This is a genomic window from Coleofasciculus sp., assembly GCF_046565525.1.
Taxonomy (GTDB): domain Bacteria; phylum Cyanobacteriota; class Cyanobacteriia; order Cyanobacteriales; family Coleofasciculaceae; genus Coleofasciculus.
The window spans coordinates 1-25037 of the sequence record NZ_JBKHUP010000103.1; the positions used below are offsets into that span (position 1 = coordinate 1).

The window sequence follows — 25037 nt, forward strand, 5'->3', positions numbered from 1 at the left end:
GGTGTACCTCTGAATGTACCTTGATCTGGGTCAAAACTTAACCACGAAGGAAGTTCGCCTCCATCTTTTAACGTGGCGCTGTAGGTTAATTTATCGCCATCAGCGTCACTAAACTTATTGGTGATATCTAAACGGAAGGATTCGTCTACCTCAACCGTTTGGTCAGCAATGGGAGAGAGTAACGTGGGGTCATTGTTAACCACAGGTGCGGCGGCGATATCGAGTTTAAACCCATCGCTTTTTGTCCCACCTTGACCATCATCGGCTGTGACCAAGATATTCAGGGTTTCATCCCCACTATTCGGTGTACCTCTGAATGTACCTTGATCTGGGTCAAAACTTAACCACGAAGGAAGTTCGCCTCCATCTTTTAACGTGGCAGAGTAAGTTAAATCCTTGCCATCAGCGTCACTAAACTTATTGGTGATATCTAAAGTGAAGGATTCGTCTACTTCAGCCGTTTGGTCAGCAATAGCGGTGACTAACAGGGGAACATTATTAATCACATTACCGCCACCAGTTAAGCCGGAATTTACCAATAAAGCCCCCACTTTAACCAGGGGATTCCCCACAGTATGCGTCGGAACTAGACCACCGTTATCCTGCAACGGATTCAGTTGGGCATCGATAATTTTAATCCCGGCAGTTGCATTGTAATCATTCCAGTTCTTTGTGGCTTTCGGCGGATACTGAACATTCCCACCCTTGTCAATTAATTCCTTACTCGTGTGTTGTTGAATTCCCCAATCATTTGTGCCATTATCTGCTGTATTCTCGTAAAAGATGGTATTCTTGACGCTGACCTTAGCGTTCTTACCAGTCGATACACCGCCACCAACCCAGCTAGCGTTATTGTAAGCGATGGTTGAGTTGGTAATTTCGGTGGGACTGTAGAGTGTCATTCCACCACCGACACTCCCTGATGTATCTCCAGTGGTTTGATTACCCGAAAAGGTGCTGTTAATAATTTTAGTTGGAGCGTCATAAGTCCATAAAGCGCCGCCCTGATGGGCTGCTTTATTATTGGCAAAGGTTGTATCGCGGACGACTAATCCTTTGTTGAGTCCATTACTGAGTTGAACAACGGCACCTCCGTGTCCTTTATTCCCTCCATTAGGGAGTGCTAAAACTTCGTTATTTTTAAAGAGGCTACCTTGAATACTTACATTGTCTTGCGTACCCGTGTAGAGATAAGCTGCACCGCCTTCAGCCCGACCTTTATTCCCGTCAAAGACACTATTGATAATCCGAATTGTGCCAGAGGTTGAATCACTTCCACTACTGGCGCGGTCTGTGTAAACGGCACCGCCGTAACCTCTTAAGGATGGATTTTTGTTTCCCTTGTCATAAAATGCTGCCGTGGTATTGTTGTTGATGAACTTCGAGTTTTCAATGGTTAACTTGCCCTGGAGACTATTAATTGCCCCACCGTTAATACCTTGGTTGTTGGTAAATTCACTATTGGTAACGGTGAATTTTCCGGGACTGACAAAGGCAATAGCACCGGCGCCGCGTTCATCATTTCCAGCAACGGCTTTATTTTTATCAAAGGTACTGCCATTAATCGTTAATTCGGTTTCCCAGGCGCTGTAGATTGCGCCGCCACCGTTATCAGCGACGTTGTTCTTAAATTGAACATTATCGACCGTTAAGGCGCCTTGGTGAGTGATCTCGATCGCGCCGCCGCGTTCCTTAGTATATCCGTTGCTCAGGTTAAGGTTTTTTAAGGTCAGGCTGGCGTTGAAATCTTGATTTGAGTTAACAAAAAATAGGCGGGATTGTTTGTTCCCGCTAATCCTCAGCCCTGGAGCGTCAGCCCCATCAATTGTTATATTTTTCCCTGGGCGAATTTCCAGTTGACCTGTTCTGAGGGTAATGGTCTTTCCGGCAAGGCTGGAACTGAATTTAATCGTATCTCCTGATTGAGCTAAGGAAATCGCATCTCTTAAGGAACCTGAGCCATTGTTTTTTGTATTGGTAACAATGAGCTGTTGTGACATAATTCAATCTCCGAAAATTTTTTGCGAATTACGGTCTTTGTGTCGTTTTCAGAAGGTTTAAGGTAGGAGAGAGTCGTGTAGCGATATGTGATGAGTTATTCTTCTCCAACAAAATGAGATAAACAAGTTCCGCTCCTGTTTCTAGTTTAACGCATGGAAATTACACCCTCTATATCTATCAATAGGACAAGAATCAAAAAATGACAGGTTGAATTGACGATACTTTACTAAATCTTCATAAAGTTTTTGTGTTTCTATGATGAAGGCTTTATCAAGCTAAAGTAGAATAAACCTGAAGACAGGGAAGAGAAAGGCTGGAGAAGAGGGTTTAGGCGATTGTGTGGGGAAAAAGCCGCGATTTATCCGAGAATAGGAACAAAGGCAGTAAATTAGCAGACTATCTGTCCGCAGACAAGGCATGACATTAGCGAATGTGCGAATTATCTTAGTTGAACCCGCAGGTGCTTTAAACATAGGATCAGTTGCCCGTGTGATGAAAAATATGGGATTGCACCAGTTATGGCTTGTCAATCCCCATTGTAATCCGAAGGCATCACAAGCGCGGCAGATGGCGGTTCATGGTGTCGATGTTTTAGAATCAGCCCAACAGGTGGCAACGTTGCCTGAAGCGTTACAGGGATGTCAACGCGCGATCGCAACCACTGCCCGTACTCGTCATTTGCCGACGACTCTGGAACCTCCACGCTTGGCATTACCCTGGTTATTGGAGGATGATATCACCTCTGCCTTGATTTTTGGACCCGAAGATCGGGGGTTAAGCAATGATGAACTCAACTATGCCCAGCGATTTGTCTGTATCCCAGCCAATCCAGAGTATCCCTCGTTAAACTTAGCTCAGGCTGTGGCAATTTGCTGTTATGAGCTGGCTCAACTCGCCTCCCCATCTTCTCAGACGTACCATGGTACGTCTCTACAGGCTCCCCAGACGCACCATGGTACGTCTGTACATACCACCGCTTCCTTAGATGAAATAGAGGCTTACTTCCAACACTTAGAAGCCGTATTATTAGAGATTGGCTACCTACACCCCCACACCTCGACATCCCGCATGGAAAAGTTCAGACGCCTGTATTACCGAGCCATGCTCACCCCAGAAGACGTCGCCATGCTTAGAGGTATTCTCCGTCAGACAGAATGGGCGGTACAATTTATGCCGAGGTCACAACAGGATGAGTCAGAATCCTAGCTACTGTCTTAGGATATAGACTTTTAGTCGATAAATTGTGAAAATAGCCATGTTCACACCATCAGGAATGTATTGGTAAGCAACCCCGGTCTAAAGACACGGAGCTTCAGCTAATTAGCTGAGGTTATGCTTACCAGCCTAAGTGTCACGCGCACTACATGACTGCTTGAAGAGTAAATATCTAGAATTTAGTTGTGTTGGAGGTATTTTCAGTGGCAGTGTCTAGGGGCAGTAAGCATCAAACCGATCGCATCGAGTCTGAACAACGACAAACCTATCGTTATCGTCGGCTTTCTCGTCAACGCCGCCCTCGACAAACCTTGCCCCTGGGAGAGGATATTAATCCTCCCTCATCTTCCCCATCACAACACCTTCGGCGCCCCATTCAACTGCGTGCGGTTCAGCCTAATTCTCAAAACCCCAGTCGCGCCAAACCCTTACCCCTCAATCGTTCTGCCCAGTATCCCAGTGAATCCTCGATTTACCCAAATCTGAAGCTACCAAAACTCCGGGCGATTAACGGGATACCCATCAGAGAAACTTCTCTGGGGAATCGTCGGATGAGTCACCCTCCGGCTGCAACTCCCCTATCCCAACCCTTGAACCCACGTCAGGAAAATAGCCTCCGTCGGCAAAAGCAGCGCTCAACTGTCTCGACTCAATCAGAGGCTAAACCGAAGCGTCAATCGTCTCGTTCTCAACCCGCCCAGACGGGGAAATCCCGGCGCACTCGGCATTCCCAAAAACGCTCTGTGGGTATATGGATTCAGATTATCCGCCTCCTGATTCTCGGCGTTGGTATTGGCGCGATCGCAGGAACTCTATTATCAGTATTAGATCCCACCAGCAAAATGTCGATGCAATCGAGTGAAGCGGCGGAGGGGAATCCTCAGGAAAGCCCGACGAATCAAATTACCCCAGCCCTCCCATTGCGCCAAGAAATCACTCCCCTGAAATCCCAAGTGCAAACCTTACTCGCCAAAAATCCTAAATTGCAACCTGGTGTTTTTGTGGTGGATTTAGATACAGGCGCCTACTTAGACTGGGAAAGTAACTCCATCTTTCCCGCCGCCAGCACGATTAAAGTCCCGGTTCTAGTCGCATTCTTTCAAGATGTCGATGCGGGCAAAATTCGCTTAGATGAACCCCTAACCATGACACCAGAAATGATCGCCAAAGGTTCAGGGGACATGCAATATCAAAAACCTGGGACGCAGTATAGTGCCTTGGAAGTGGCAACCAAGATGATTACCATTAGTGATAATACCGCCACCAATATGATTATTCATCGCCTCGGCGGTATCCAAGCTGTTAATCAACGGTTCATATCCTGGGGATTAACCGCGACGGCAATCAATAACCCCTTACCGGATTTAGAAGGAACGAATACCACCAATGCCAGAGACATGGCAAACTTGCTGTATAAGGTGAATCAAGGGGAATTATTGACTTTGCGATCGCGCGATCGTTTGTTGGATATCATGCAGCGTACCGTAAATAATTCCCTAATTCCTCAAGGATTAGGTAAAGGGGCGATGGTTGCCCATAAAACGGGGGATATTGGTTCAGTGTTGGGAGATGTGGGTATTGTGGATATGCCCACAGGTAAACGGTATCTCATTGTCACCTTGGTGAAACGTCCCCACAATGATGCGAGTGCCTCGGAGTTAATTCGTAACCTTTCCCGCACGGTTTATGACTATTTCCATAAACCAGCAGTGACACCGAGTCTGAACTCGATGCCCATTAGCACACCTGCCATGATGGTGAGTGGATTGCTGATTGGTTTGCAGGGGACGATTTTGTAATTGTCTTATGTCTTATGTCCTTTGTCATTCGTTCAAGCAAAAGGGGAATTCATGCTTCAAGTTGACGTTGAGCGATATGCCATACACAACTATTGATTTATTTGCTGGTGCTGGAGGCTTGACTACAGGGTTTCACTTAGCTGGTTTTCGGACGATATGCGCTATCGATCAAAATCCAAAAGCTTTAGCAACGTTTAAGCACAACTATCCACAAACAACGTTTATTCTGGTCAAGGATATTCGCACAGTCAACATAAGAGAGCTGCGACTAGCGCTTCAATTAGACCGAGAAGAGTTAACCGCCATAATTGGGGGACCTCCATGTCAAGGATTCTCTCGGAACATTCCGGCTGGATACCGATACCTAAAAGATGAGCGAAACCAGCTATACAAAACTTTTTTAGAATTCGTGAAAGAATTCAGACCGTTGTATGTTGTAATGGAAAATGTCCCTGAAATCCTCAAAGCCTATAATGGCACAATTAGAGAAGAGATAACCCGACAATTAGACCGAATGGGCTATGGGATGACATCCAAATCATTAAATGCGGCAAACTATGGCGTTCCCCAAACCAGAGCCAGAGCTTTCTTTGTGGGCTGTTTGAACGGTACGGCTCCTACACTACCGGAACCTACTCATCAGGGAGATATTAAATCACTCACCTCTAATCAAAAGACTATTCAATTAAGTATTTTACCAGCGGTTGCCTTGCCAATGGTGACAGTCAGAGATGCTATTGGAGATTTGCCCATACTAGACGCTGGACAAGACTATACCGCACAAACCTATATTTGCGAACCAAAAACTGACTATCAAGCATTACTACGTCGTGGTAGTAGTAAGCTGGTTAATCACATTGCTCGTCAATTAAGTCCTATACAAATGTCCAGAGCTAAAGTATTAAGAGAAGGGCAAGATGCCAGAGATTTACCGCCAGAACTAGCTCCGAAGAAGCATTACAGTGGCGCTTATGGCAGGCTTTACTGGGATAAACCCGCTAGAACGATTACTCGATGGGTTTTTCATCCGGGTTCGGGCAGATTTTTTCATCCCACACAAAATCGAACTATTACGATTCGTGAAGCGGCACGGTTACATTCTTATCCCGATAAATTTCACTTTCTGGGTTCATATACTCAGATGGCTGATCAAATTGGAGAATCAGTACCTCCTTTATTAGCTAAAGCGATCGCTGATTCTATTCTCCATAGAAATCCTCATCATCATCTTACCTTGAATTAAACTTTTGCTGAAGAGTTGACAAGATGGCGTTCACATACTCGTCAGGTGTAAGACGGTTTCGCTCAATTGTGATCCGAATGGGTTGCTCTGGAATCGTTTGAACTTTGAAGAGTTGTTTTTGATTTTTGTACCAGATTAGTGTTAATTTACCATTAACGGTTCCCTGGAGTCCTTTACCTGCTTTCCCCGTACTTCTATTTATAGACCAGTTCCAGGCAAACTGAGCCGGATCAAGTGGAGTTAGAGGATACTCAGCATAGACATAATCAATGGCATTTTTCTTCTTGCAGAGAATGCCTTCGTAACTATTGGTTACTCCCTGTAGATTGCAATCCTGTATTAATTTTTGATTCCAATGGTCAATGATAGCTTCTCCTAAAGTTGATGGTGGCGAGTCTACTGTCAAGCCAGGAAAACCAAGTGTTGATGCTTTTGTGACTACATCAGCTCGTTGAATTACAAATTGAAAAGTAAATCCCGGATTAAGTTTTGATAATTGAATTGTTTTTAATGACCAACCTGTTTTAGTTCTGATGTCAACAGCATCATGCAGAAGTTTAGTCCGCCCAGATATGGGATCAGAAAGCGGAATTTTCTTAACATAATGAAATATAGCTTCCCAGGAATAATCCTCGATCGAACCAACAATGGGAACGGCAATTGTAGCCGTGATAGCTTCTCTTAGTCTCTCAACTTCATCACTCGTCAGCATTCAGAGATTCCTCTACTATTTCTAGCAGCTCACTCATCGTTATGCCGAGGGCAGTAGTGATTTGATAGAGAATCCGGACAGATGGACTTTTTAATCCTCTTTCCAGTTGGCTAATATACGTTCTATGCAGATCGGCAACCTCTGCAAGGTACTCCTGTGACCAACTTTTCGCCGTGCGAAAGCGCTTGATTTGGAAACCTAAAAGACGATCTAGTTTTTTGAGTGGCATTAAGGTTAAGTTAATGCCTTGAATACAATAGTGCTACAGACTAAAGTATTCAAACACGGTCAAGTATTCCTAGATGCAAGGATAAGGCAGCCTTGATAGAATAAGTACTTCAAGCTGTATCGTCCTTGCCCACCTATAACTATTTTGGGGAACTCGCCCAGGTGGGCAAGATGTCAACTTTAGGATAATGATCGAGAAACTGAACATGGAAAAGAAAAACTTTAAGGCTTTTACCAATCTAAATCCATTAAAAAAGAATGCTATTCAACTGTGCGGTCAAGAATTTGTTGACTCATTAAGAGCATTACCAGTTTTTGAAGCCTTTATATCTAATGCTTATATATCTGTCGGGTTGGGATGAACACTATGATTATCTTAAAAGTCGCCCCAAAAAATGCGGCATAGAAAATTTTATCGGTGTCAGGTTTGGTTTCAGGTTTTCCAAGAGCAATAGATTTGACTATATTGATTATCTAGAAAAAGAATGAAGACTACATTAATCCCACATTCCGCCCTTTGACTGTCACAAGCGGATAATAAGCGTGGAGCGCAATCGAGTCACAGGCAGCGTACTGAAGGGGTGACAAGCAGCAAAGCGAGCTAGAAAGACTTGGCATTTCCCTGCTCAAGCCTCAAAAAAATATAGCGATTATGACAGGCTGGTTGAGAATGAAAATGTGAATGAGAATGATAATCACCTGGGTGACGCTCCAAAAGTCCGCCTCGGAAAAGCTAATAATAGGGGGAATTAAGCAAGCTAAAATTTAGCTAAGGATTAATTCGTCAGAATGTAAACCTGTCAACAAGCTACCATCTTGTTGAGGCTTGAGGGAGGCAATGTGCAAGGAAAGCCAAATTTTTGAGCTGCTTATCAGCCCTTGAGATTCAGCACAATAGATAGTAGTCCCGGCAAGCTTGAGAGAAAAAGCGCAAAACTCTTACTCGTTCATCGGTAAGATTGGCAATTTGCTTAACCCCATCAATTACTAACAAATGTACGGCTTGGAAACACTGAAATATCCAGCGGAGTGTGAATCGACCCCCTTGCTGTTTTTGTTGTTCTAGGACAGTCTCATTCAGTACCAAGGTGGCTTGAATGTGATAGGTTTTTTGAGTGGGTTGAGTTTTCTTCCCTGGTCGTCCCCGTTGGGCGTAATGGTCTTGCTCAATGATTGATAGTGCTTCTGATGAAATGAGTTAGATAAGATTCCCCAGCAAATCTTTGTTAACTTGATCACAAACTTGGCTAAGAAAGGGAAAAGGGGAAAAGCACAGGCGAAAAAACACCTACAGTTCCTCGTTCCCTGTTCCCCCTGAAGATTATCTAAAGTTATAGCCGACTCCCAGTAACAGTCCCACAGCCGGGTTATCAAACAGCGAGGCGCTCACGGAAGCCGTTGCTGTCAATTGAGTCGCCAAAGGTACATCCACACCTCCCGTAGCCAGCAAATCCACTGAACTGTCATCTCCTGTAGAGATAGCGATTCCAGCGCCAATATAAGGAGAGACTCTAGCACCCACGTCTTCGGTGATGTCCGCCGTCACCTCGGTGACACCAGGGGTAAAGTCAAGAGTTACAGGTAGCAGAATCGTGGGCTCATCTTCAATGAGGACTGATGGACGAACCGATACATTGCTGGTTAAGCCAATTTTGCTGAAGATAGCGAAGCTTGTTTCACCCAGAGCCGTATCCCCATCTCCCAGTCCAATATTACCGCCAATTCCGATATAGCTTGAACCTGAACGAGTCGCTCTACCCGGCGATATCTCTGTTGTATCAATGTCTAGGGGTTCGGTTGGAGCATCCGGTGGAGGTACGGTTTGCTGAGCCAGGTTTTTTGGGGGAGTTGCAGGGAGTATATTTCCTGCATCGCGAGTTCGGTTGAGTTCTGAATGATTGGTGGGTAAACTGCTCTCATCGAGAGACACTGCTGAACCTTTTAAACTCTGTGTACTGGTTGAAACATTTTGCCACGGATATGGCGAATCCATTCCCTGGTGAGCAGAGGCTTCCGCCGTTTCCGCTCGAACTGACGGTATACTCGACACTATTATCAACGCAATAGTACTGAGCAACGAACAAGTTTGTCTAAAAGCGAAACTATTCACACTTATACCTTCTGAGTAGAGAAATCCTGTCAAAACGTGCTATTAAAATCTATGGGTATCCTTAACCACCAAATTGGGCAGAAAATGGCACGATTCCCTAGATTTAGCTAGAAAAAGCTTAGCGGTGATTACTTGGTTTGACTTCTACCTAGAGAAAATATAATATCTACCTTCAGGTAGATAGAGCCGAGAGCGTCGATATAGTAACGACAGCAGTCTTTAAAAAGGTTTCTGTACACAAGCGGTCACAATCTGAGTATTTGTCATGGTTTGCGTAGGCTCTCACGCATTTAAATTGGGAATGGGTAGCGAGCTTGCTGGCTCGGATTACGCAGTAAAATCGTTAAGGTTTAAATGCCGAACAGCTTAGTTGTGAGCCAAGCATCTCTCCAGATTCTGTGCGCGATCGCTCCGTTCAGAATGGCGTATTTTGACACTCTCCGGTCTAAAGACGCGGAGATTCTTTAATCAACGTCGCAGCTTGCCCTAGCAGGATTGCTCCAACTAATGTAGAGGCTGCGACTCCTAAAGCGTTACTTCCCGGATGCCCTCCGGTAGATTTTGCTCGAAGCAAAATATTGATGGCCGCGTTTATGTCTCGATGGATTGTTAATCCACAAGTGCAAGAATGAATTCTGACTTTCAATTCTTTCTGGACTTTCTTGCCACAAATACAGCATTCTTGACTTGTGTTGTGAGGAGGGACGGCAATGGCGGTTTTCCCAAACTTAGACGCGAAATGTTCAATCCACAATCTGAACTGATACCAGCTAGCGTCCGATATTGACTTAGCCCGATTATGGCACTTGACCATATTGCGAATTCTCAAGTCTTCATAGGCTATCAAATCGTTAGATTGACATACGTTACGCGCCAGTCTCTTGGCGTGTTCGTTTCGTTGCCTACTTACTCTTAAGTGTTTCTTGGAATACCGTTTTCTTGCTTTGCGACGATTATTTGAACCTTTTCTCTTTTTGTAAATTCGACGTTGAGCGTGTTTGATGTCTTTATCGGCTGTTCGGAGAAATTTCGGATTAGGCTCGTGATGTCCGTTTGAATCGGTGTAAAAGGACTCCAAACCAACATCTAACCCAATTTCTTGACCTGTTTTTGGCTGAATATTAACACACTCAACGTCAATGCAAAACTGGCAGTAATACCCATCAGCCCTACGAACTAATCGAACTCGCTTGATGGCTTTAACCGGATAAGTACTGATGCTCCATCTACAATCATGCAGCGAATCAAAGGTAGAGCATCTCATCACCTCCGTAACGGTGACTTTCCAGAACTCTTAAAACTCCCTTGTCTCTGGACTCCTAGCTACTTTGTATCGACAGCAGGAAACATCTCAACTGAGCAAGTTAAACGGTATATTGCACAACAACGTTCTTAGGTGGACTGAAGTCCACTTGCCCTTTCATCCCCGGTCTGAAGACACGGGGTTTTCAGGTTTGCTCCTTATAACCGTGCAAAGTATACCTTAAGTTAAATTGCCTGTTTCACTGCATTCAGTTCAAAATGCCAGTGAGGGACGCTGAATGGGAAATCAGTATTATTTGTTATGGATATCAGCACCGTTTGGGAAGACTTAGCTTGGCAACAAGGCGGCAAAATTGTTTATTTAATTCTAGATGGGGTGGGCGGATTGCCAGATCCAGACCGAGGCGGGACGGAATTACAAGTCGCCCAGACGCCGAATTTAGACAAATTGGCAAAAGAATCCAGTTGTGGTCTATTAGAAATTGTCGGTCCGGGAATTACACCGGGTAGTGGTCCGGGTCATTTGTCTTTATTTGGTTATGATCCCCTGAAATATAATGTAGGTCGCGGTGTTTTATCAGCGTTGGGAATAGAGTTTGACCTCAAGGAGAATGATATCGCGGCGCGGGTGAATTTTGCCACGATTGATAAAGAGGGTAATGTTTCGGATAGACGGGCGGGTCGAATTGCTACCGAGAAGAATCGCCACCTCTGTGAAAAGATTCGGGAAAATGTTAGCTTGGATTTTGAAGGGGACTACTTCTTTGAAACCGTCAGCGAACACCGGGCGGTATTTGTGTTAAGGGGTCAGGGATTAGGGGGAAATTTACCGGATACTGATCCGCAAACTACAGGAGTTCCAGCGAAAGATCCAACGCCTGCATCAGAGGACTCAAAGAATACCGCCGAGTTGGTGCGATCGTTTATTGATCAGGTACGGCAGGTTTTAGCGGATGAAGATCCTGCCAATGGCATTTTAATGCGCGGGTTTGAGCAATATCAACCCTTGCCGGCAATCCGCGATCGCTTTAAACTTGATGGTGTTTGCGTGGCTGATTATCCCATGTATCGGGGAGTGAGTCGCTTAATCGGCATGGATGTTGTCCCGCGTCCCGGTGGAATGAAACAGCGGTTTCAAACGCTGCAAAAGGTTTATGGGGAAAAGTACAATTTCTATTTCCTCCATGTTAAGCATTCCGATAGTAAGGGAGAAGATAGTAACTTCGAGGGTAAGGTAAAGGTCATTGAAGAAGTCGATCAGCTTTTGCCTTTAGTTACTAGACTCAATCCTGATGTGTTAGTCGTGAGTGCCGATCATTCTACACCTGCGATAATGGGACAACACAGTTGGCATCCTGTCCCAGTCATGATTCATAGCAAATATGCCAAAGTGGATGACGTGGCGACATTTGATGAATATGCTTGTGGGCGGGGGATGTTAGGATTACGTCCTGGGGTGCAGTTGATGGGGTTAGCGTTGGCACATGGGGGACGGTTACGCAAGTATGGCGCTTAACTGTTGTAGAGACGTTGCATGCAAAGTCTCTACCATAAGATGCGTCCTAACCGCTATGGCGATTGCTATAACACCTAATACCTAACACTTACCCCCACCACAATACTTATTCAGCAACCCCTAAAATCTCAAACATCGAGCTGTCCCATCATCCTCAAACTCCTGTTGCCCAATCCCCACTAACTCCACAATGACGTGACGCCCTGGAGGTGTCCATTCTCCTTGGCGTTCCCCAATCGCCACCACCCATTGCTGTCCCTCTGGATAAACCCGATATGTCGTTGTTGCCCAAGCCCCCCCTTGATACTCAAAACTTTGACCATCATCTTCATACATCGTCCACTCACCTGTTCCCGCCCACACTCGCAGCGTTAACTCATCCAGGGGACGCTCCTGAGTCTGTTGCATCACAGAACCCATGGGAATAATCGCCCCCGCAGGACTATAGAGGGGCATTCGTTCCAAGGGTGCATGGGCAAGAATGTGCGTAGGTCCGTGATAAGACTCACCCGTCCACCAGTCATACCAAGTGCCTTGGGGCAAGTATACTGCCCGATGATCCATACCGGCGCGGTAAATGGGTGCTGCCATTAAAAACGGTCCGAGTAAAACTTGGTCGTAGAGGCTATAGGTTTTTCGGTCGTTGGGAAACTCATAGACTAAGGGTCGCAGAATGGGGGTGCCGGTGCTAGCCGCTTGCCAAAATAGGGTATAAAGATACGGCAGCAAACGATAGCGCAGTTCAATATAATCACGGCAGATCGTTTCCACCTGCTCCCCAAACACCCACGGCTCATGTTGGGCTGTCCCCATCATACTGTGACCCCGCATCAGGGGATAAAGCATTCCTACCTGCATCCACCGGGCAAAGAGTTCAGCATTAGCATTACCCGCAAAGCCGCCAATGTCAGCCCCGACAAAGGCTACCCCCGATAACCCTAAGTTGCACAGCATCGGTAGGGACATTTCCAGATACTCCCACAACGAATGATTATCACCCGTCCATACCGCCGACCAACGCTGAATCCCGGCAAAACCCGATCGCGTGAGGATAAACGAACGGGAATCCGGACGCCATCGATGCATCCCTTCTCGACTCGCACGCGCCATCATCTGCCCGTAGAGGTTGTGGGCTTCAGCATGGGTGGTGCGCTCGTTAGCTGGTCCTTGGGGCGCATCCAGAGGAAACCAAATTTTCTCCCCTTTATCCCCAAAGGGGCGATCATTGAGGGCGGGTTCGTTCATGTCGTTCCAAATCCCGGCTATCCCTAACTCGGTAAAGCCTTGGTGCAAGTTCGCCCACCAGTCGCGGACGTCGGGGCGCAGAAAGTCGGGGAAAACAGACCGATCTGCCCAAGCATAGCCGTAGAATATCTTGCCATCGGCTCGTTGGATAAAGTAGTTTTGCTCAAGTCCTTGGTCTAAGATGGGGTAGTTATAGTCTGGATCATATTTCACCCCCGGATCATTAATCACCACCGTCTTAAATCCATCCTCGGCTAGCTGACGGATGAGTTTGCCTGGATCAGGGAAGCGTCTGCCATTCCAGGTAAATACTCGATACCCCTGCATATAGTCAATGTCCAGATAAATCACATCACAGGGAATACGTCGGGTGCGAAATTCCTGGGCAAGTTTATAGATAACCGCTTCGGTGTCATAACTCCACCGACATTGTTGATAGCCCAGCGCCCACCGAGGGGGTAATGGCATTCGACCCGTTAGTTCGGTGTACGTGGAGAGGATTTGCTGGGGCCGAGGTCCATAGATGATATAGTAATCTAGCTCAGTATCTCGCGTTTCCATTTGCCAGACTCCGGGTTGTTCTGCTCCCAGATTAAATCGGCTCCAAAAGGTTGTATTTAAGAAAACACCATAAGCCAGATGGGGACGTAGAGCGATCGCAAAGGGAATCGCCACATACATATCATCGGTGAGGACACCATAATCTAAGGCATCAAACGTCCAGTTGGTTTTGTGCTTGGTGAGTTGATCGAGTCCTCTAGTCGTCTCACCTAATCCGTAGAAATGTTCATCGGCTTCGATGCGTTTCCAGGTTGCTACTGCACCCGTTCGCCACCCCATATTCAGGGCGGTATCTTGGGCAAAGGGTTGACCCTCGCTATCAAAACATTCTAGGCGACAGGGATCTCGGTGAATATGCAAGTCCAGCGCCTCGGTCTTGATTTCAATCCTTGTCGCCGTTTCCTGAACCTGGAACGGTACAACAGACCATTCTCTATCATCACGGGTTACTGCCCAAGAACGACGCGGTTTGAACTTTCCTTGAGGCGCTAAACGCACCCGGATCAGGTTGGGTGCTAATACTCTTATTCTCAGACGAGGACCGCCACAGTCAATCTCAACTCCCTGTTCGTCTTGGGTAACCCCTTGCACGGCTTTGAGTGTCAACCAAGGGGTTGACTCTGTGGGGATTAAGTGGTCAGTTTCTGGCATATTCGGTGGAGACGATTCTGGTTAATCGATAGTGAGCGATGAGCGATCAACTAGTAATCTAGATGTAGTGTGTTTTTCGAGTATCTATCCTGAGGGGAATCATTGCATAGCCTATCCTGTTTTTTTTCAAGGATGAACCCTAACATAAGCCCATGACCTGGACTCTGGAACAAATCCTCGCACTCGCCCCCGATGCTAAGTCTGCCCAAAATGGTCAAGGCTTGGCACACTTATCAAAATGGCAAGGATTGGGATGTAATCAGGATGCGGTGTGGGGAGAATGTCTTGGAAGTGGAAGTCAACCCTATCAAACCCAAATTGATTTAGGCGAAACGGCGTTTAAATGCAGTTGTCCGAGTCGTAAATTTCCCTGCAAACATGGACTCGGACTCTTATTACTTTTCGCCAATCAACCCGATAGTTTTAATCAAAATCAATCCCCTGATTGGGTCAACGATTGGATTACCACTCGCCGTCAAAAACAAGCTAAAAAGGTAGAAAAATCAGAAAACGTTGCTGATCCCGTTGCTCAAGCCAAACGCGCCGCCAAACGGGAGGAAAATGTGGCAGGGGGTGTGCAAGAATTAGACCGTTGGTTGCGCGATTTAGTCCGTCAGGGATTAGCCAAGTTACCGGAAAAAGACTATAGTTTTTGGGATACGGTCGCCGCCCGGATGATTGATGCTCAAGCCCCCGGATTGGCGCGTCAGTTACAGGAGATGGCGGGTATTCCTTATACGGGGGTGGGTTGGCAAGAACGCCTTTTGCAACGGTTGGGACGCCTGTATCTATTACTCCAAGGATTCCAACGCCTAGAAAGTTTACCCCCAAACATTCAATCCGATATCCGCACGGCGATGGGTTGGGGGCAAAAAGAAGAAACCGCTACCTCGATTATCCGCGATCGCTGGTTAATTTTAGGACTACGTATCGAAGACCAGGATAACCTTAAAGCACAACGGATATGGTTACAAGGACAACAGACGCAACGATTCGCCCTCATCCTTACCTTTACCCATCATTCTCAACCCCTAGATACCAGTCTCATCCCCGGTACTCTCCTCGACGCCGACTTGGGATTCTTTGCCAGTGCTTATCCCTTGCGGGCAATCGTCAAAACCCGTCACGCCCCAGCCATACCGTTTACAGAGATAGAGGGGGAACGCGCGATCGCAACTGCCCTAACTCAATACACAAATGCTTTAGCTTGTCAACCCTGGTTAGACCAATTTCCCCTCAGTTTACAAGGGGTTATTCCCCAGAAATATAACAAAGGATGGGCATTGCGCGACGGTGCTAATCAGGTATTACGCCTCACCCCTAGCTTTACAGAGGGTTGGCAGTTATTTGCCCTGAGTGGGGGACATCCCATCACCCTGTTTGGCGAATGGAATGGGGATGACTTTTTTCCCTTAAGTGCTTTTTCCCAAGATCAGTTTATCGCGTTTTGATAACGATCAGGGAGCTCAAGTATTTTCACCGCACTGCACCAGAGTGTCTGTTCTTCAACCATCAATCTTTAGCCCCGGTTCCTGATTTAAGTATTCCTTTAAAATCGATTTAACATCCCATCTTCGGTAAAGCCTCAATGAGTCTCTGGCAAGACGTAATCACCACCGCCTTAGTTGGCACAGAGAGACGAACTCTCACGCTTACTCCAGCAACTAACCCACTCGGTCAACTTTTATCCCAACTTAATCCTACTGACCCAGAAGCCACATTACTCAGCGCGGCTGGGGCAATTTCTCTCTATCACCGCGCCGGACAACGGGCGATTACCGATAATCAACCCCTACCCCAACCTTGTCCACCTGAAGATAAACCCCCCTGTAGCTCCCGCGCCGCCCACTATCTGAAATTGATGCTACAAAAAGAGCGGGCAAAACTCTTACCCGAATGGTTAACCACCGCCGCTACAGCCGGATATCGTGTGCCAGACTATTGTTTGCCAGAGTTACTCGAAGTCGGACGCACCTCACCTCAGTTACGCCCTGAGATTCTCCCCATTTTAGGTCAGCGGGGACGTTGGTTAGCCACCCATAATCCAGATTGGAATTATGTGGGAGATGAGGATATCGAACAAACTTGGACAAGGGGAAGTCTAGACGCCCGCAAACTCCTATTACACCATCTGCGGCGTGAACATCCCGCCTCGGCACGGGAACGTCTTGTGGCTGTGTGGCAACAAGAGCCATCAGAAGCCAGAATCGCCTTGTTAGAAACTTTTCAAATTGGCTTAAACCTAGAGGATGAGCCATTTTTAGACACTGCGCTGGATGACCGCCGCCAAGAGGTGCGACGCCAAGCGGCTAATTTATTGGCACAGTTACCGGAATCGGCTTTATGTCACCGGATGCAGCAACGCATCCAATCCGCTATTACATTTCGACGCAGGCGCAACCGTTTGCTTCTAGATTTTATCCTCCCTGATTATAATGAACAAGAGATAACCAGAGATGGTATTGATAGCAAACAGCCGCCTCAGTTATTGGGTAATAAAGCCTGGATGATTTTACAAATTGTCGCCGCGACTCCCCTTTCTCTTTGGTCAGAACTTCAGGAAGAATCCCCGGCTGAATGGATACAAGCCGCGAAGCGGAGTGAGTGGGATCGTTCTTTGGTTGAAGGATGGGCAGTGGCGGCGATGGGACAACAGAATCCGGAATGGGCAGAGGTTTTACTGCCGTTTTATAGTACGTTTAAGGGGTATTTAATCCCGCAAAATCAATTAATTTCTGGGTTAATCGATGTCCTCTATCCTGAACAACGAGATAGCTTTTTCTTAAATTTATTTCAATCTAGAAAAGTTGCCTTTGACAGCAAACATCCGGCGTTCACCTTATTAACTCATTACCACTCTCCTTGGAGTACGGAACTGACGGGTACTGTTTTAGAGGGTGTACGCCGCTATCTGGCTACAACTGATAATCCTTACGATTGGTCGCTGTCTACGGCTTTAAAGGAGTTTGCCTATTTTATGAGTCCTGATATTGTCCCCGAACTCTCGACTCGTTTAACCAATATCGTACCAGAACGGTCAGCTTTAGCCTCCTATTGGACGGAAGTGATGGACGAAGTATTGGCAATTCTGAATTTACGATATGAAATGAATGGTATGCAAAAATTCCAAGTTTAAGGAAACAAAACTGTGAATCATTCAGAATCCAAAACTCAACACTTGTTATTGCGTGAACATGCAGAACAACAGTTTGCCGAAGAATTAGCGGAACTGGCAAAAGCGGATCAACGCCAGCGCCCCCCAAACTGGAATTTATCCCCTTGGGCTGTCACCCTGTACCTATTGGGAGGTACACTAGAGAACGGGTTTGTGGTATCGCCTAAGTATATCGGCGATCGCAGACTCATAGAAATAGCTGTCGCTACCCTGACCACCGACCGAGCCTTACTGCTGATGGGGGTTCCGGGAACCGCTAAGTCTTGGGTATCAGAACATTTAGCCGCCGCTATTTCCGGTGACTCAACGTTACTCATTCAAGGTACCGCCGGAACCAGTGAAGAGGCGATTCGCTATGGTTGGAACTATGCCCGATTACTCGCCCAAGGTCCCTCGATGGATGCTTTAGTGCGTAGTCCGCTGATGGTGGCGATGGGAGAGGGTAAAATTGCCCGGGTGGAAGAGTTAACTCGGATTCCGGCTGATGTCCAAGATACGCTGATTACGATTCTCTCAGAAAAGATGCTACCGATTCCGGAACTGGGGGATGAGGTGCAAGCCATTAAAGGCTTTAATATTATCGCCACAGCGAATAATCGCGACAAGGGTGTCAATGACCTTTCTAGCGCCCTCAAACGCCGCTTTAATACCGTTGTCCTTCCTCTGCCCAAAACCATCGATGAGGAGGTAAGTATCGTCCAACAGCGGGTAGAAAGCTTAGGACGTACCTTAGAACTCCCGGTGCAAGCCCCCGCTTTAACTGAAGTCCGGCGGGTGGTGACGATTTTTCGAGAATTGCGTAGTGGTATCAGCGAAGATGGTAAAACTAAACTAAAATCTCCCAGTAGTACTCTTAGTACAGCGGAGGCAATTTCAGTGGTGAATAGTGGTTTAGCCCTAGCTGCTCATTTTGGCGACGGACATCTCAGCGCTGAGGATATTGCCTCTGGACTGGTGGGTGCTGTGGTTAAAGATCCGATCCAAGATAAGCTGGTGTGGAACGAGTATCTCGAAACTGTGGTCAAAGAACGCAAAGGCTGGACAGACTTGTATCGCGCTTGCCGAGATTTCGGAGCCTAGGGTCAGGTTTTTCCAGTCGGCGACTCCTGTCGCTACCATGATCTGTAGTGCTTGAGTATAAGTGAGATGTTGCCCATAGAACCTTCTCCAGACTCTCCATCCTCATCGGCTCAGTCATCTACCGACGGGGTGAGTTCAGATACGTCCGATTTACCTGAGGGACATGTTCTCATCGTTCAAGATGATCGAGGACGACATCGGTTTGTTTTAGATGGTGAACTCTATTCTATTGGCAGAGACCATGATTGTGATATTCGTCTGTTCTCACAGTTTGTCTCACGCCACCACGCCACGTTAATGCGAGTAAAGGGTGAGGATGGTCATGATGCCTATCGCATTGTTGATGGCAATCTTAAAGGAAAGTTAAGTTCTAATGGTTTGTTAATTAACGGTCAAAAGCGGCAAAGCTACGATCTGCAAAATGAAGAGGAGATTGTCTTTGGACCCCAGGTGAAGGCGGTTTACTACAGAGTCCGTCGGGAGTCGGTTGATGATTAACTGTCTTATGTCTTATGTAGGTAAGGGTTTGAGGACTATTTACAGAACTTAATCACAATCCAAAAAGAACCGTTTTACCCTGATAGGATATCCAGTCGCCAGAGTCCCAAGGGGTTACTTTACGACTTAAGATACAGTCTCATCTAAATCTTAAGAGTCATGCCAAGAAACGGTTGTTTTTATTACATTTAGGTATAGTCAGTTTTACGGGATAGCTATCCCCATACTTTCTAAACTTATTGGTATCGAAACAAATCAAACAGACAGCGAGGATTAGGACAGATTTTGGGGGTCAAAGTGAGGTTGTAGGCGTGCTCTCAAGCCGCTAACCTGTCGTGACTCCCGCTACTGAGGCACAAAGGCAGAGACGGTTGGCGCGGGTCAGTCATTTGAAACCCTACTGCACTAACGGTAGTGATTCAACTCTTTAGTGAAGGTTGAATTCGTTTCACCACTAACGGCTGTTAAAGTAGCCGATATTTTTGACCTACTCTAACTGGGTAAAAAGTAATATAACTCACACGGATACAACTATGAGCGCTACCTATGACTTCAACCTAGTTCTCCTTTCTATGGCAATTGCCATCATTGCGTCATACACCGCACTGGATCTGGTGGGGCGTGTCACGCTGGCGACAGGACGAACTCGCCAGTTTTGGTTAACTGGGGGTGCAGTGGCGATGGGGATTGGTATATGGTCGATGCACTTTATCGGTATGCTGGCGTATAACTTGCCTATGCCCATATCCTATGACCTCTCCAGTGTTTGGGTGTCAATGGTGGTGGGAATTCTGGGTTCTGGAGTGGCGTTGTGGCTGGCTTCTCGTCCCCAGATGGGGTGGTTGCAACTGTTGTTGGGCAGTATGGTTATGGGATTGGCTATTGCCGCGATGCACTATACAGGCATGATGGCAATGAAATTAGAGGCGGTTGCTAGTTATAACCTGACACTGGTGGCGGTTTCGATTGCCGTTGCGATCGCGGCGTCTTTGATTGCTCTATGGCTAGCCTTCCAACTGCGGTATATTCGACCTGATTCGGGAATGTTGCTGAAGCTGGCGAGTGCTATCGTGATGGGTTTGGCGATTGCGGGGATGCACTATATTGGGATGGCGGCGGTTCGCTTCCAAGGGACGGATTTAGGGGTTGTGCCTTCATCCCCCGCCATTAACGACTTGTGGCTGGCTCGATTTATCGCCCTGGCGACTTTGTTTATCTTAGCCATACCCCTAATTACCTCCTTATTTGATCAACGCCTGAATGTGGAGAGGGCAAAAGCAGAAATCTTGCGCCACAGTGAAGAACGGTTTCGGGCGTTGGTGCAAAATTCCTCGGATTTTATCGCGGTGGTGACAGCCGAGGGGATGATTCGCTGTACTAGTCCATCCTTGCATCGGGTGTTGGGCTATAATCCTGAGGATTGGCTGGGTAAAGCCCTCTGGGGATTTGTCTTCAATGAAGATATTCCCATCGCCGATAGTCTGTTAAGCCAAGCTCTCGATTCCCCCAACACGAATGTAACCCTTGAATTGCGTTTGCCAAACATGGCTGGGGACGTGCGAGAGTTTGAAGTTATCGCCAATAACCTGCTGTTTCTGCCTAGTGTGGCGGGGATTGTCCTTACCTATCACGACATTACCAAAGGGAAGCAGACGCTTCAGGCACTGCGTGAGTCGGAACAACAAGCTCATTCCCTTGCCCAACGGGAAGCATTACTGAATTATCTGGCGCGAGAGATTCGCAATTCCTTGGATGTGGATACGATTCTCGACACGGCTGTTTTCTCCGTCCGCAGTTTATTAAACCTGGATCGGTGTCAATTCCTCTGGCGGGTTCAAGGCGACGGACAACCCAGTATTGCCATTACTCACGAGGCGCGAAAATCGGGTTTATCTTGTCAGCTAGGGTATCACTCTAATCCGGAGGTTATCTCCCTGATCCAATCGATTCAGGATTTAGAGATGATTCAGATTAATGATGTCACCCAAGACCCTGACCTAAATGCCACTCAACGCCAACTCCTGACTCGTTGTGAGGTTACAGCTCAGCTTATCTTACCCCTAAAAACCAATTCGGGTCAAATTGGTGCCTTAGTCTGTACCGATTGCCGTGCGCCCCGTGCTTGGAGTTCTAGTGAAGTCGAACTCCTTAGCGCCGTTGTCGATCAACTCGCGATCGCGATTGACCATGCTCAACTGTATACCTCTGCCCATACCACGGCGGCGAGGGCGACGGCGCAGGCGGAGAAGTTGCAGCAAACGTTGCAGAAGTTACAACAAACTCAGGCGCAACTGATCCAAAGTGAAAAGATGTCCAGCTTGGGTCAAATGATTGCCGGGATTACTCATGAACTGAATAATCCGGTTTCGTTTATCTATGGGAATATTAAACCCGCTCATCAGTATGCTCAAGACCTACTGCGCCTATTAAAACTCTATCAGCAGCACTATCCTGAACCCCCGGCTGCCATTCAGGAACAAGCTGAGGCAATGAATCTGGACTTTGTGGTGGAAGATTTTCCTAAACTCTTAGGCTCTCTGAAAATGGGGGCGGTGCGGATTCGGGATTTGGTGAAATCCTTGCGGAATTTCTGCCGCTTGGATGAGGCGGATGTGAAGCCGATTGATATCCATGAAGGAATTGAGAATACTTTGCTTATCTTGAGCAATCGGCTCAAAAGAAAGGAAACTCATCCTCCCATTGAAATTATCAAACATTATGGTCAACTCCCCCAAGTTGAGTGTTATGGGGGGCAATTAAATCAGGTGTTTATGAATCTCCTAGATAATGCCATTGATGCGCTGGATAATCAACCCCCGCCGTTACAAATCACGATTGCTACAGAGGTTCTAGAGGAGACGGATCAGGTACGGATTCGGATTCAAGATACGGGTCAGGGGATTACGGAGGAGGTAAAAGCTCATCTATTTGACCCGTTTTTCACCACTAAACCCGTCGGTCAGGGTACGGGTTTAGGTTTGTCGATTAGTTATCAAATTGTCGTGGACAAACATAAGGGTACATTAACTTGTTTCTCTCAACCTGGAGAAGGGACGGAGTTTTGGGTCGATATTCCCATGTCTCAAACTCCAATCAGAAAACCCGTCTATTCAGTATCCCCGCAACGGGTACGTGAAACCTGTAAAGTTTAATCGGGATTGGGGATTGGTGATTTGTCATTGATCACGACATGATTCAGACAGAATTAATAGGTTGCATCTATGAAAATATTACTGTTAGCGACTGCATACAACAGTCTAACCCAGCGCACTCATTTGGAGTTGGCGTATCGAGGTGATCAGGTTTCCATTGAACTAGGCTTAAACGAGGAGGTGATGATTGAAGCCGTAGACCTTTATCAGCCGGATTTAATTATCGCCCCGATGCTCAAGCAGGTGATTCCGGAAACAATTTGGCGGCGTCAGGTGTGTATTATTATCCATCCGGGTATCAAAGGCGATCGCGGATCTTCGGCTTTGGACTGGGCGATGGTAAATAATGTTGAGTCTTGGGGAGTCACTGCTTTACAGGCAAATGAAGAGATGGATGCTGGGGATATCTGGGCTTCGGTTAATTTTCCCATGGAGCCGGTGAGTAAAAGTTGTTTGTATCGCTCCCAACTTACCCAAGCGGCAATTCAGGCGATTTTACAAACGGTGGAACGGTTTGAATCGGGGACATTTACGCCAGAACCCCTTGATTATAATAAACCGGATGTGCAGGGGTGTTTACGTCCCTATATGAAACAGCGATTCCGAGCCATTGATTGGAGTTATGACTCTACATCCACTATTGTCCAGAAAATCCGCTCAGCGGATAGTCAACCGGGTTTATTGGATCGGATTTATGGCAAACGGTATTATCTCTATGGCGCTCATCCTGAAGATACCTTAAAAGGAACGCCGGGAGAGATTATTGCCCAACGCCACGGGGCGATTTGTCGAGCCACCGTCGATGGGGCGGTTTGGATCTCTCATCTGAAACAGAAAACCCCGAATCGCTTATCCTTAAAATTACCAGCGGCGTTGGTATTGGCGAATGAGTTAGAAACAGTCCCCGAATCCGACGTACCGTTAGAGGTTTCCCCTCACCGCCAAACCTATAAAGAAATCGGGTATGAGGAAAAAAATCAGGTAGGCTACCTGCATTTTGACTTCTACAACGGTGCGATGAGTACAGACCAATGTCGGCGATTACGCGATGCCTTTATTTATGCCCGTAGCCGGAAGACTAAGGTGATTGTCTTAATGGGGGGACAGGATTTCTGGTCGAATGGGATTCATTTGAATCTGATTGAAGCGGCTGAGGACCCGGCGGATGAGTCTTGGCGAAATATTAACGCCATGAATGATTTAATTCATACCATTCTGACAACAGATACCCATCTGGTGATTGCGGCGTTACAGGGAAATGCGGCGGCTGGGGGTGTTATGTTAGCGTTGGCGGCAGATCAGGTTTATGCCCGTCGGGGGATTGTTTTAAATCCCCATTATAAGCGCATGGGATTATATGGATCAGAGTATTGGACGTATTCTTTACCCAAGCGGGTGGGTTCTCAAAAAGCACAAGAGTTGACGGATATTTGTCTGCCGATGGGGACTCAAGTCGCCGCAGAAATTGGACTGATTGATCAGGCGTTTGCGGATCAACCGACTAGTTTTCGCCAGCAGATTCAGTTTGTCGCCGAAGAAATTGCTCACCATCCCGATTATGGGAAACAGTTAGCATTTAAGCACGAACAACGGCAACGGGATGAACGGTTTAAACCGTTAGATGCTTATCGAAGTGAGGAGTTAGCCCAAATGAGACGGAATTTCTATGAGCCTGATCAATATTATCATCAACAACGGTATAACTTTGTCTATAAAATTACGGCGTCCGAGACACCGCGTCATTTAGCGATTCATCGTCAGGTGCCCCATTCGGAAATAACCTGTTCGCTGATTTTCTGCCAATAAACACGATTCAACCTTTTGTTTATGGTGTGTTTGAACTCTCCTGTACGGGTTTTGATGTCGGTTTTCCTGGTGAGTGGCGCGATCGCGGGATGCACTCAACCGACTTCTCAAACCAATGGGGCGTTATCTACTGCAACGGCTAAACCCCCTGCGGCGGTTTCCCCTGCATCTCCAACAACCGCGACGAATTCCCCCATCAATTCCCCAGATTGGGTCAATCTCTTACCTGGAGAAACTATCGGTGATCTTACCTTTACTCAAGGGGAAACCTTAGTCTATCAATGCAAAACGCTCTTATCTGAAATCCCGGTGTCCTACAGTAGCGACGGCACTGTTACCTATGCCAAACGGTTAATTGTATCTGGGAGTTCCCCTTCGGGTCGCTACACCTTTATTAAAGCGTGTGAAATAGAGGTCAAGGAGATAGGTTTGTGCTGGTCGATTTATAAAGTTGATGCTCTGGCAACAGAAGCACAAAAAGTTAATATTAGCAAATACGGGGGACTGAACTGGGTGCAGTGGTCAAGTGATGAACGATATGCCGTTTTTTTCGATAAAACTTGGTTTATTGTGATGGATTTGCTGACTGGGGAATCTAAAACTTCCAGTGAGTTATCTGCTCAACCTGACTTGAAGAGTTTTACCTGGACGAGCGATCGCACCTTTGACGTAACCCTGGTGAATGGGTCTCAGTTCCAAGGAAATATTGAGCTATAACCGCAAGCAGCCCTGCGCTCTACTTCGGTAGAGCGTCGGGAACAATTGCGGGTTTGTCGATGGGG

General features: G+C 46.8%; 18 protein-coding genes and 2 pseudogenes. 13 read left to right on the forward strand and 7 right to left on the reverse strand.

The features are described from left to right. Positions 1-2000, reverse strand: a 2000-nt coding sequence (locus tag ACLGGO_RS28080) for a putative Ig domain-containing protein (protein ID WP_446421769.1), incomplete at its 3' end; no start/stop codon positions are given. Between the two features lie 418 nt (positions 2001-2418). Between ACLGGO_RS28080 and ACLGGO_RS28085 the strand changes: the two genes are divergently transcribed. The 3 genes from ACLGGO_RS28085 to ACLGGO_RS28095 all read left to right on the forward strand — a co-directional run bounded on the left by ACLGGO_RS28085 (position 2419) and on the right by ACLGGO_RS28095 (position 6258). After that, entirely contained in the window at positions 2419-3207 is a 789-nt protein-coding gene (locus ACLGGO_RS28085; RefSeq protein ID WP_446421770.1) for an RNA methyltransferase, read from the forward strand. A 212-nt stretch (positions 3208-3419) separates the two neighbouring features. Next, positions 3420-5015: a serine hydrolase gene (locus ACLGGO_RS28090; RefSeq protein WP_446421771.1), complete on the forward strand. Its 1596-nt coding sequence runs from the start codon at positions 3420-3422 to the stop codon at positions 5013-5015. A gap of 76 nt (positions 5016-5091) precedes the next feature. After that, complete coding sequence (locus tag ACLGGO_RS28095) at positions 5092-6258, forward strand: DNA cytosine methyltransferase (protein ID WP_446421772.1); 1167 nt, start codon at positions 5092-5094, stop codon at positions 6256-6258. On the opposite strand, the gene ACLGGO_RS28100 is transcribed toward ACLGGO_RS28095, so the two are convergent. Together ACLGGO_RS28100 and ACLGGO_RS28105 are read right to left on the reverse strand one after the other, a co-directional pair. Beyond that, on the reverse strand, positions 6245-6970 hold the full coding sequence (locus ACLGGO_RS28100) for a hypothetical protein (RefSeq protein WP_446421773.1): 726 nt from the start codon (positions 6968-6970) through the stop codon (positions 6245-6247). The genes ACLGGO_RS28095 and ACLGGO_RS28100 overlap by 14 nt on opposite strands. Then, positions 6957-7199, reverse strand: a complete 243-nt coding sequence (locus ACLGGO_RS28105) for a helix-turn-helix domain-containing protein (RefSeq protein WP_446421774.1) — start codon at positions 7197-7199, stop codon at positions 6957-6959. Before ACLGGO_RS28105 ends, ACLGGO_RS28100 begins: the two co-directional genes overlap by 14 nt. A 205-nt stretch (positions 7200-7404) precedes the next feature. Here ACLGGO_RS28105 and ACLGGO_RS28110 point away from each other — a divergent pair, with 205 nt between their 5' ends. Then, the gene (locus ACLGGO_RS28110) at positions 7405-7560 is read left to right on the forward strand and encodes a hypothetical protein (RefSeq protein WP_446421775.1); all 156 of its coding nucleotides are present in this window, start codon (positions 7405-7407) and stop codon (positions 7558-7560) included. A 524-nt stretch (positions 7561-8084) separates the two neighbouring features. Here the strand turns inward: ACLGGO_RS28110 and ACLGGO_RS28115 are convergent. From ACLGGO_RS28115 to ACLGGO_RS28125, 3 genes and pseudogenes are all read right to left on the reverse strand, one after another. Beyond that, positions 8085-8285, reverse strand: a complete 201-nt coding sequence (locus ACLGGO_RS28115) for a hypothetical protein (RefSeq protein WP_446421784.1) — start codon at positions 8283-8285, stop codon at positions 8085-8087. 234 nt (positions 8286-8519) lie between these two features. Beyond that, entirely contained in the window at positions 8520-9248 is a 729-nt protein-coding gene (locus ACLGGO_RS28120) for a hypothetical protein (RefSeq protein WP_446421776.1), read from the reverse strand. Between the two features lie 505 nt (positions 9249-9753). Next, a pseudogene (locus tag ACLGGO_RS28125) lies at positions 9754-10536 on the reverse strand (RNA-guided endonuclease InsQ/TnpB family protein); the annotation flags it as partial. On the opposite strand from ACLGGO_RS28125, the pseudogene ACLGGO_RS28130 reads away from it, so the two are divergent. Beyond that, positions 10522-10704: pseudogene (locus ACLGGO_RS28130) on the forward strand (transposase); the annotation flags it as partial. The pseudogenes ACLGGO_RS28125 and ACLGGO_RS28130 sit on opposite strands and share 15 nt — an antisense overlap. A gap of 168 nt (positions 10705-10872) precedes the next feature. Continuing rightward, positions 10873-12087, forward strand: a complete 1215-nt coding sequence (locus ACLGGO_RS28135; RefSeq protein ID WP_446421777.1) for a 2,3-bisphosphoglycerate-independent phosphoglycerate mutase — start codon at positions 10873-10875, stop codon at positions 12085-12087. A gap of 120 nt (positions 12088-12207) precedes the next feature. Here ACLGGO_RS28135 and ACLGGO_RS28140 read toward each other — a convergent pair whose 3' ends face one another. Next, positions 12208-14544 (reverse strand): glycoside hydrolase family 31 protein, encoded by a 2337-nt coding sequence (locus ACLGGO_RS28140; protein WP_446421778.1) that lies wholly within the window; start codon positions 14542-14544, stop codon positions 12208-12210. Between the two features lie 152 nt (positions 14545-14696). Between ACLGGO_RS28140 and ACLGGO_RS28145 the strand changes: the two genes are divergently transcribed. From ACLGGO_RS28145 to ACLGGO_RS28175, 7 genes are all read left to right on the forward strand, one after another. Next, a complete protein-coding gene (locus tag ACLGGO_RS28145; protein WP_446421779.1) occupies positions 14697-15995 on the forward strand; it encodes an SWIM zinc finger family protein in 1299 nt (432 codons plus the stop codon). Positions 15996-16132: 137 nt separating this feature from the next. Continuing rightward, positions 16133-17680 carry a DUF5691 domain-containing protein gene (locus tag ACLGGO_RS28150; protein ID WP_446421780.1) on the forward strand — a complete coding sequence of 516 codons (1548 nt, stop codon included), beginning with the start codon at positions 16133-16135 and terminating at the stop codon, positions 17678-17680. A 12-nt stretch (positions 17681-17692) separates the two neighbouring features. Continuing rightward, positions 17693-18799, forward strand: coding sequence for an ATP-binding protein (locus ACLGGO_RS28155; protein ID WP_446339609.1), 1107 nt, complete (start codon positions 17693-17695; stop codon positions 18797-18799). A 66-nt stretch (positions 18800-18865) separates the two neighbouring features. Then, a complete protein-coding gene (locus ACLGGO_RS28160; RefSeq protein WP_446339610.1) occupies positions 18866-19297 on the forward strand; it encodes an FHA domain-containing protein in 432 nt (143 codons plus the stop codon). A 533-nt stretch (positions 19298-19830) separates the two neighbouring features. Next, positions 19831-22449 carry an MHYT domain-containing protein gene (locus ACLGGO_RS28165; RefSeq protein WP_446421781.1) on the forward strand — a complete coding sequence of 873 codons (2619 nt, stop codon included), beginning with the start codon at positions 19831-19833 and terminating at the stop codon, positions 22447-22449. Positions 22450-22518: 69 nt separating this feature from the next. Further along, positions 22519-24255, forward strand: a complete 1737-nt coding sequence (locus tag ACLGGO_RS28170; RefSeq protein WP_446421782.1) for a hydrogenase maturation protein — start codon at positions 22519-22521, stop codon at positions 24253-24255. A 21-nt stretch (positions 24256-24276) separates the two neighbouring features. Beyond that, positions 24277-24972 (forward strand): hypothetical protein, encoded by a 696-nt coding sequence (locus ACLGGO_RS28175; protein ID WP_446421783.1) that lies wholly within the window; start codon positions 24277-24279, stop codon positions 24970-24972. Positions 24973-25037 lie beyond the last annotated feature (65 nt).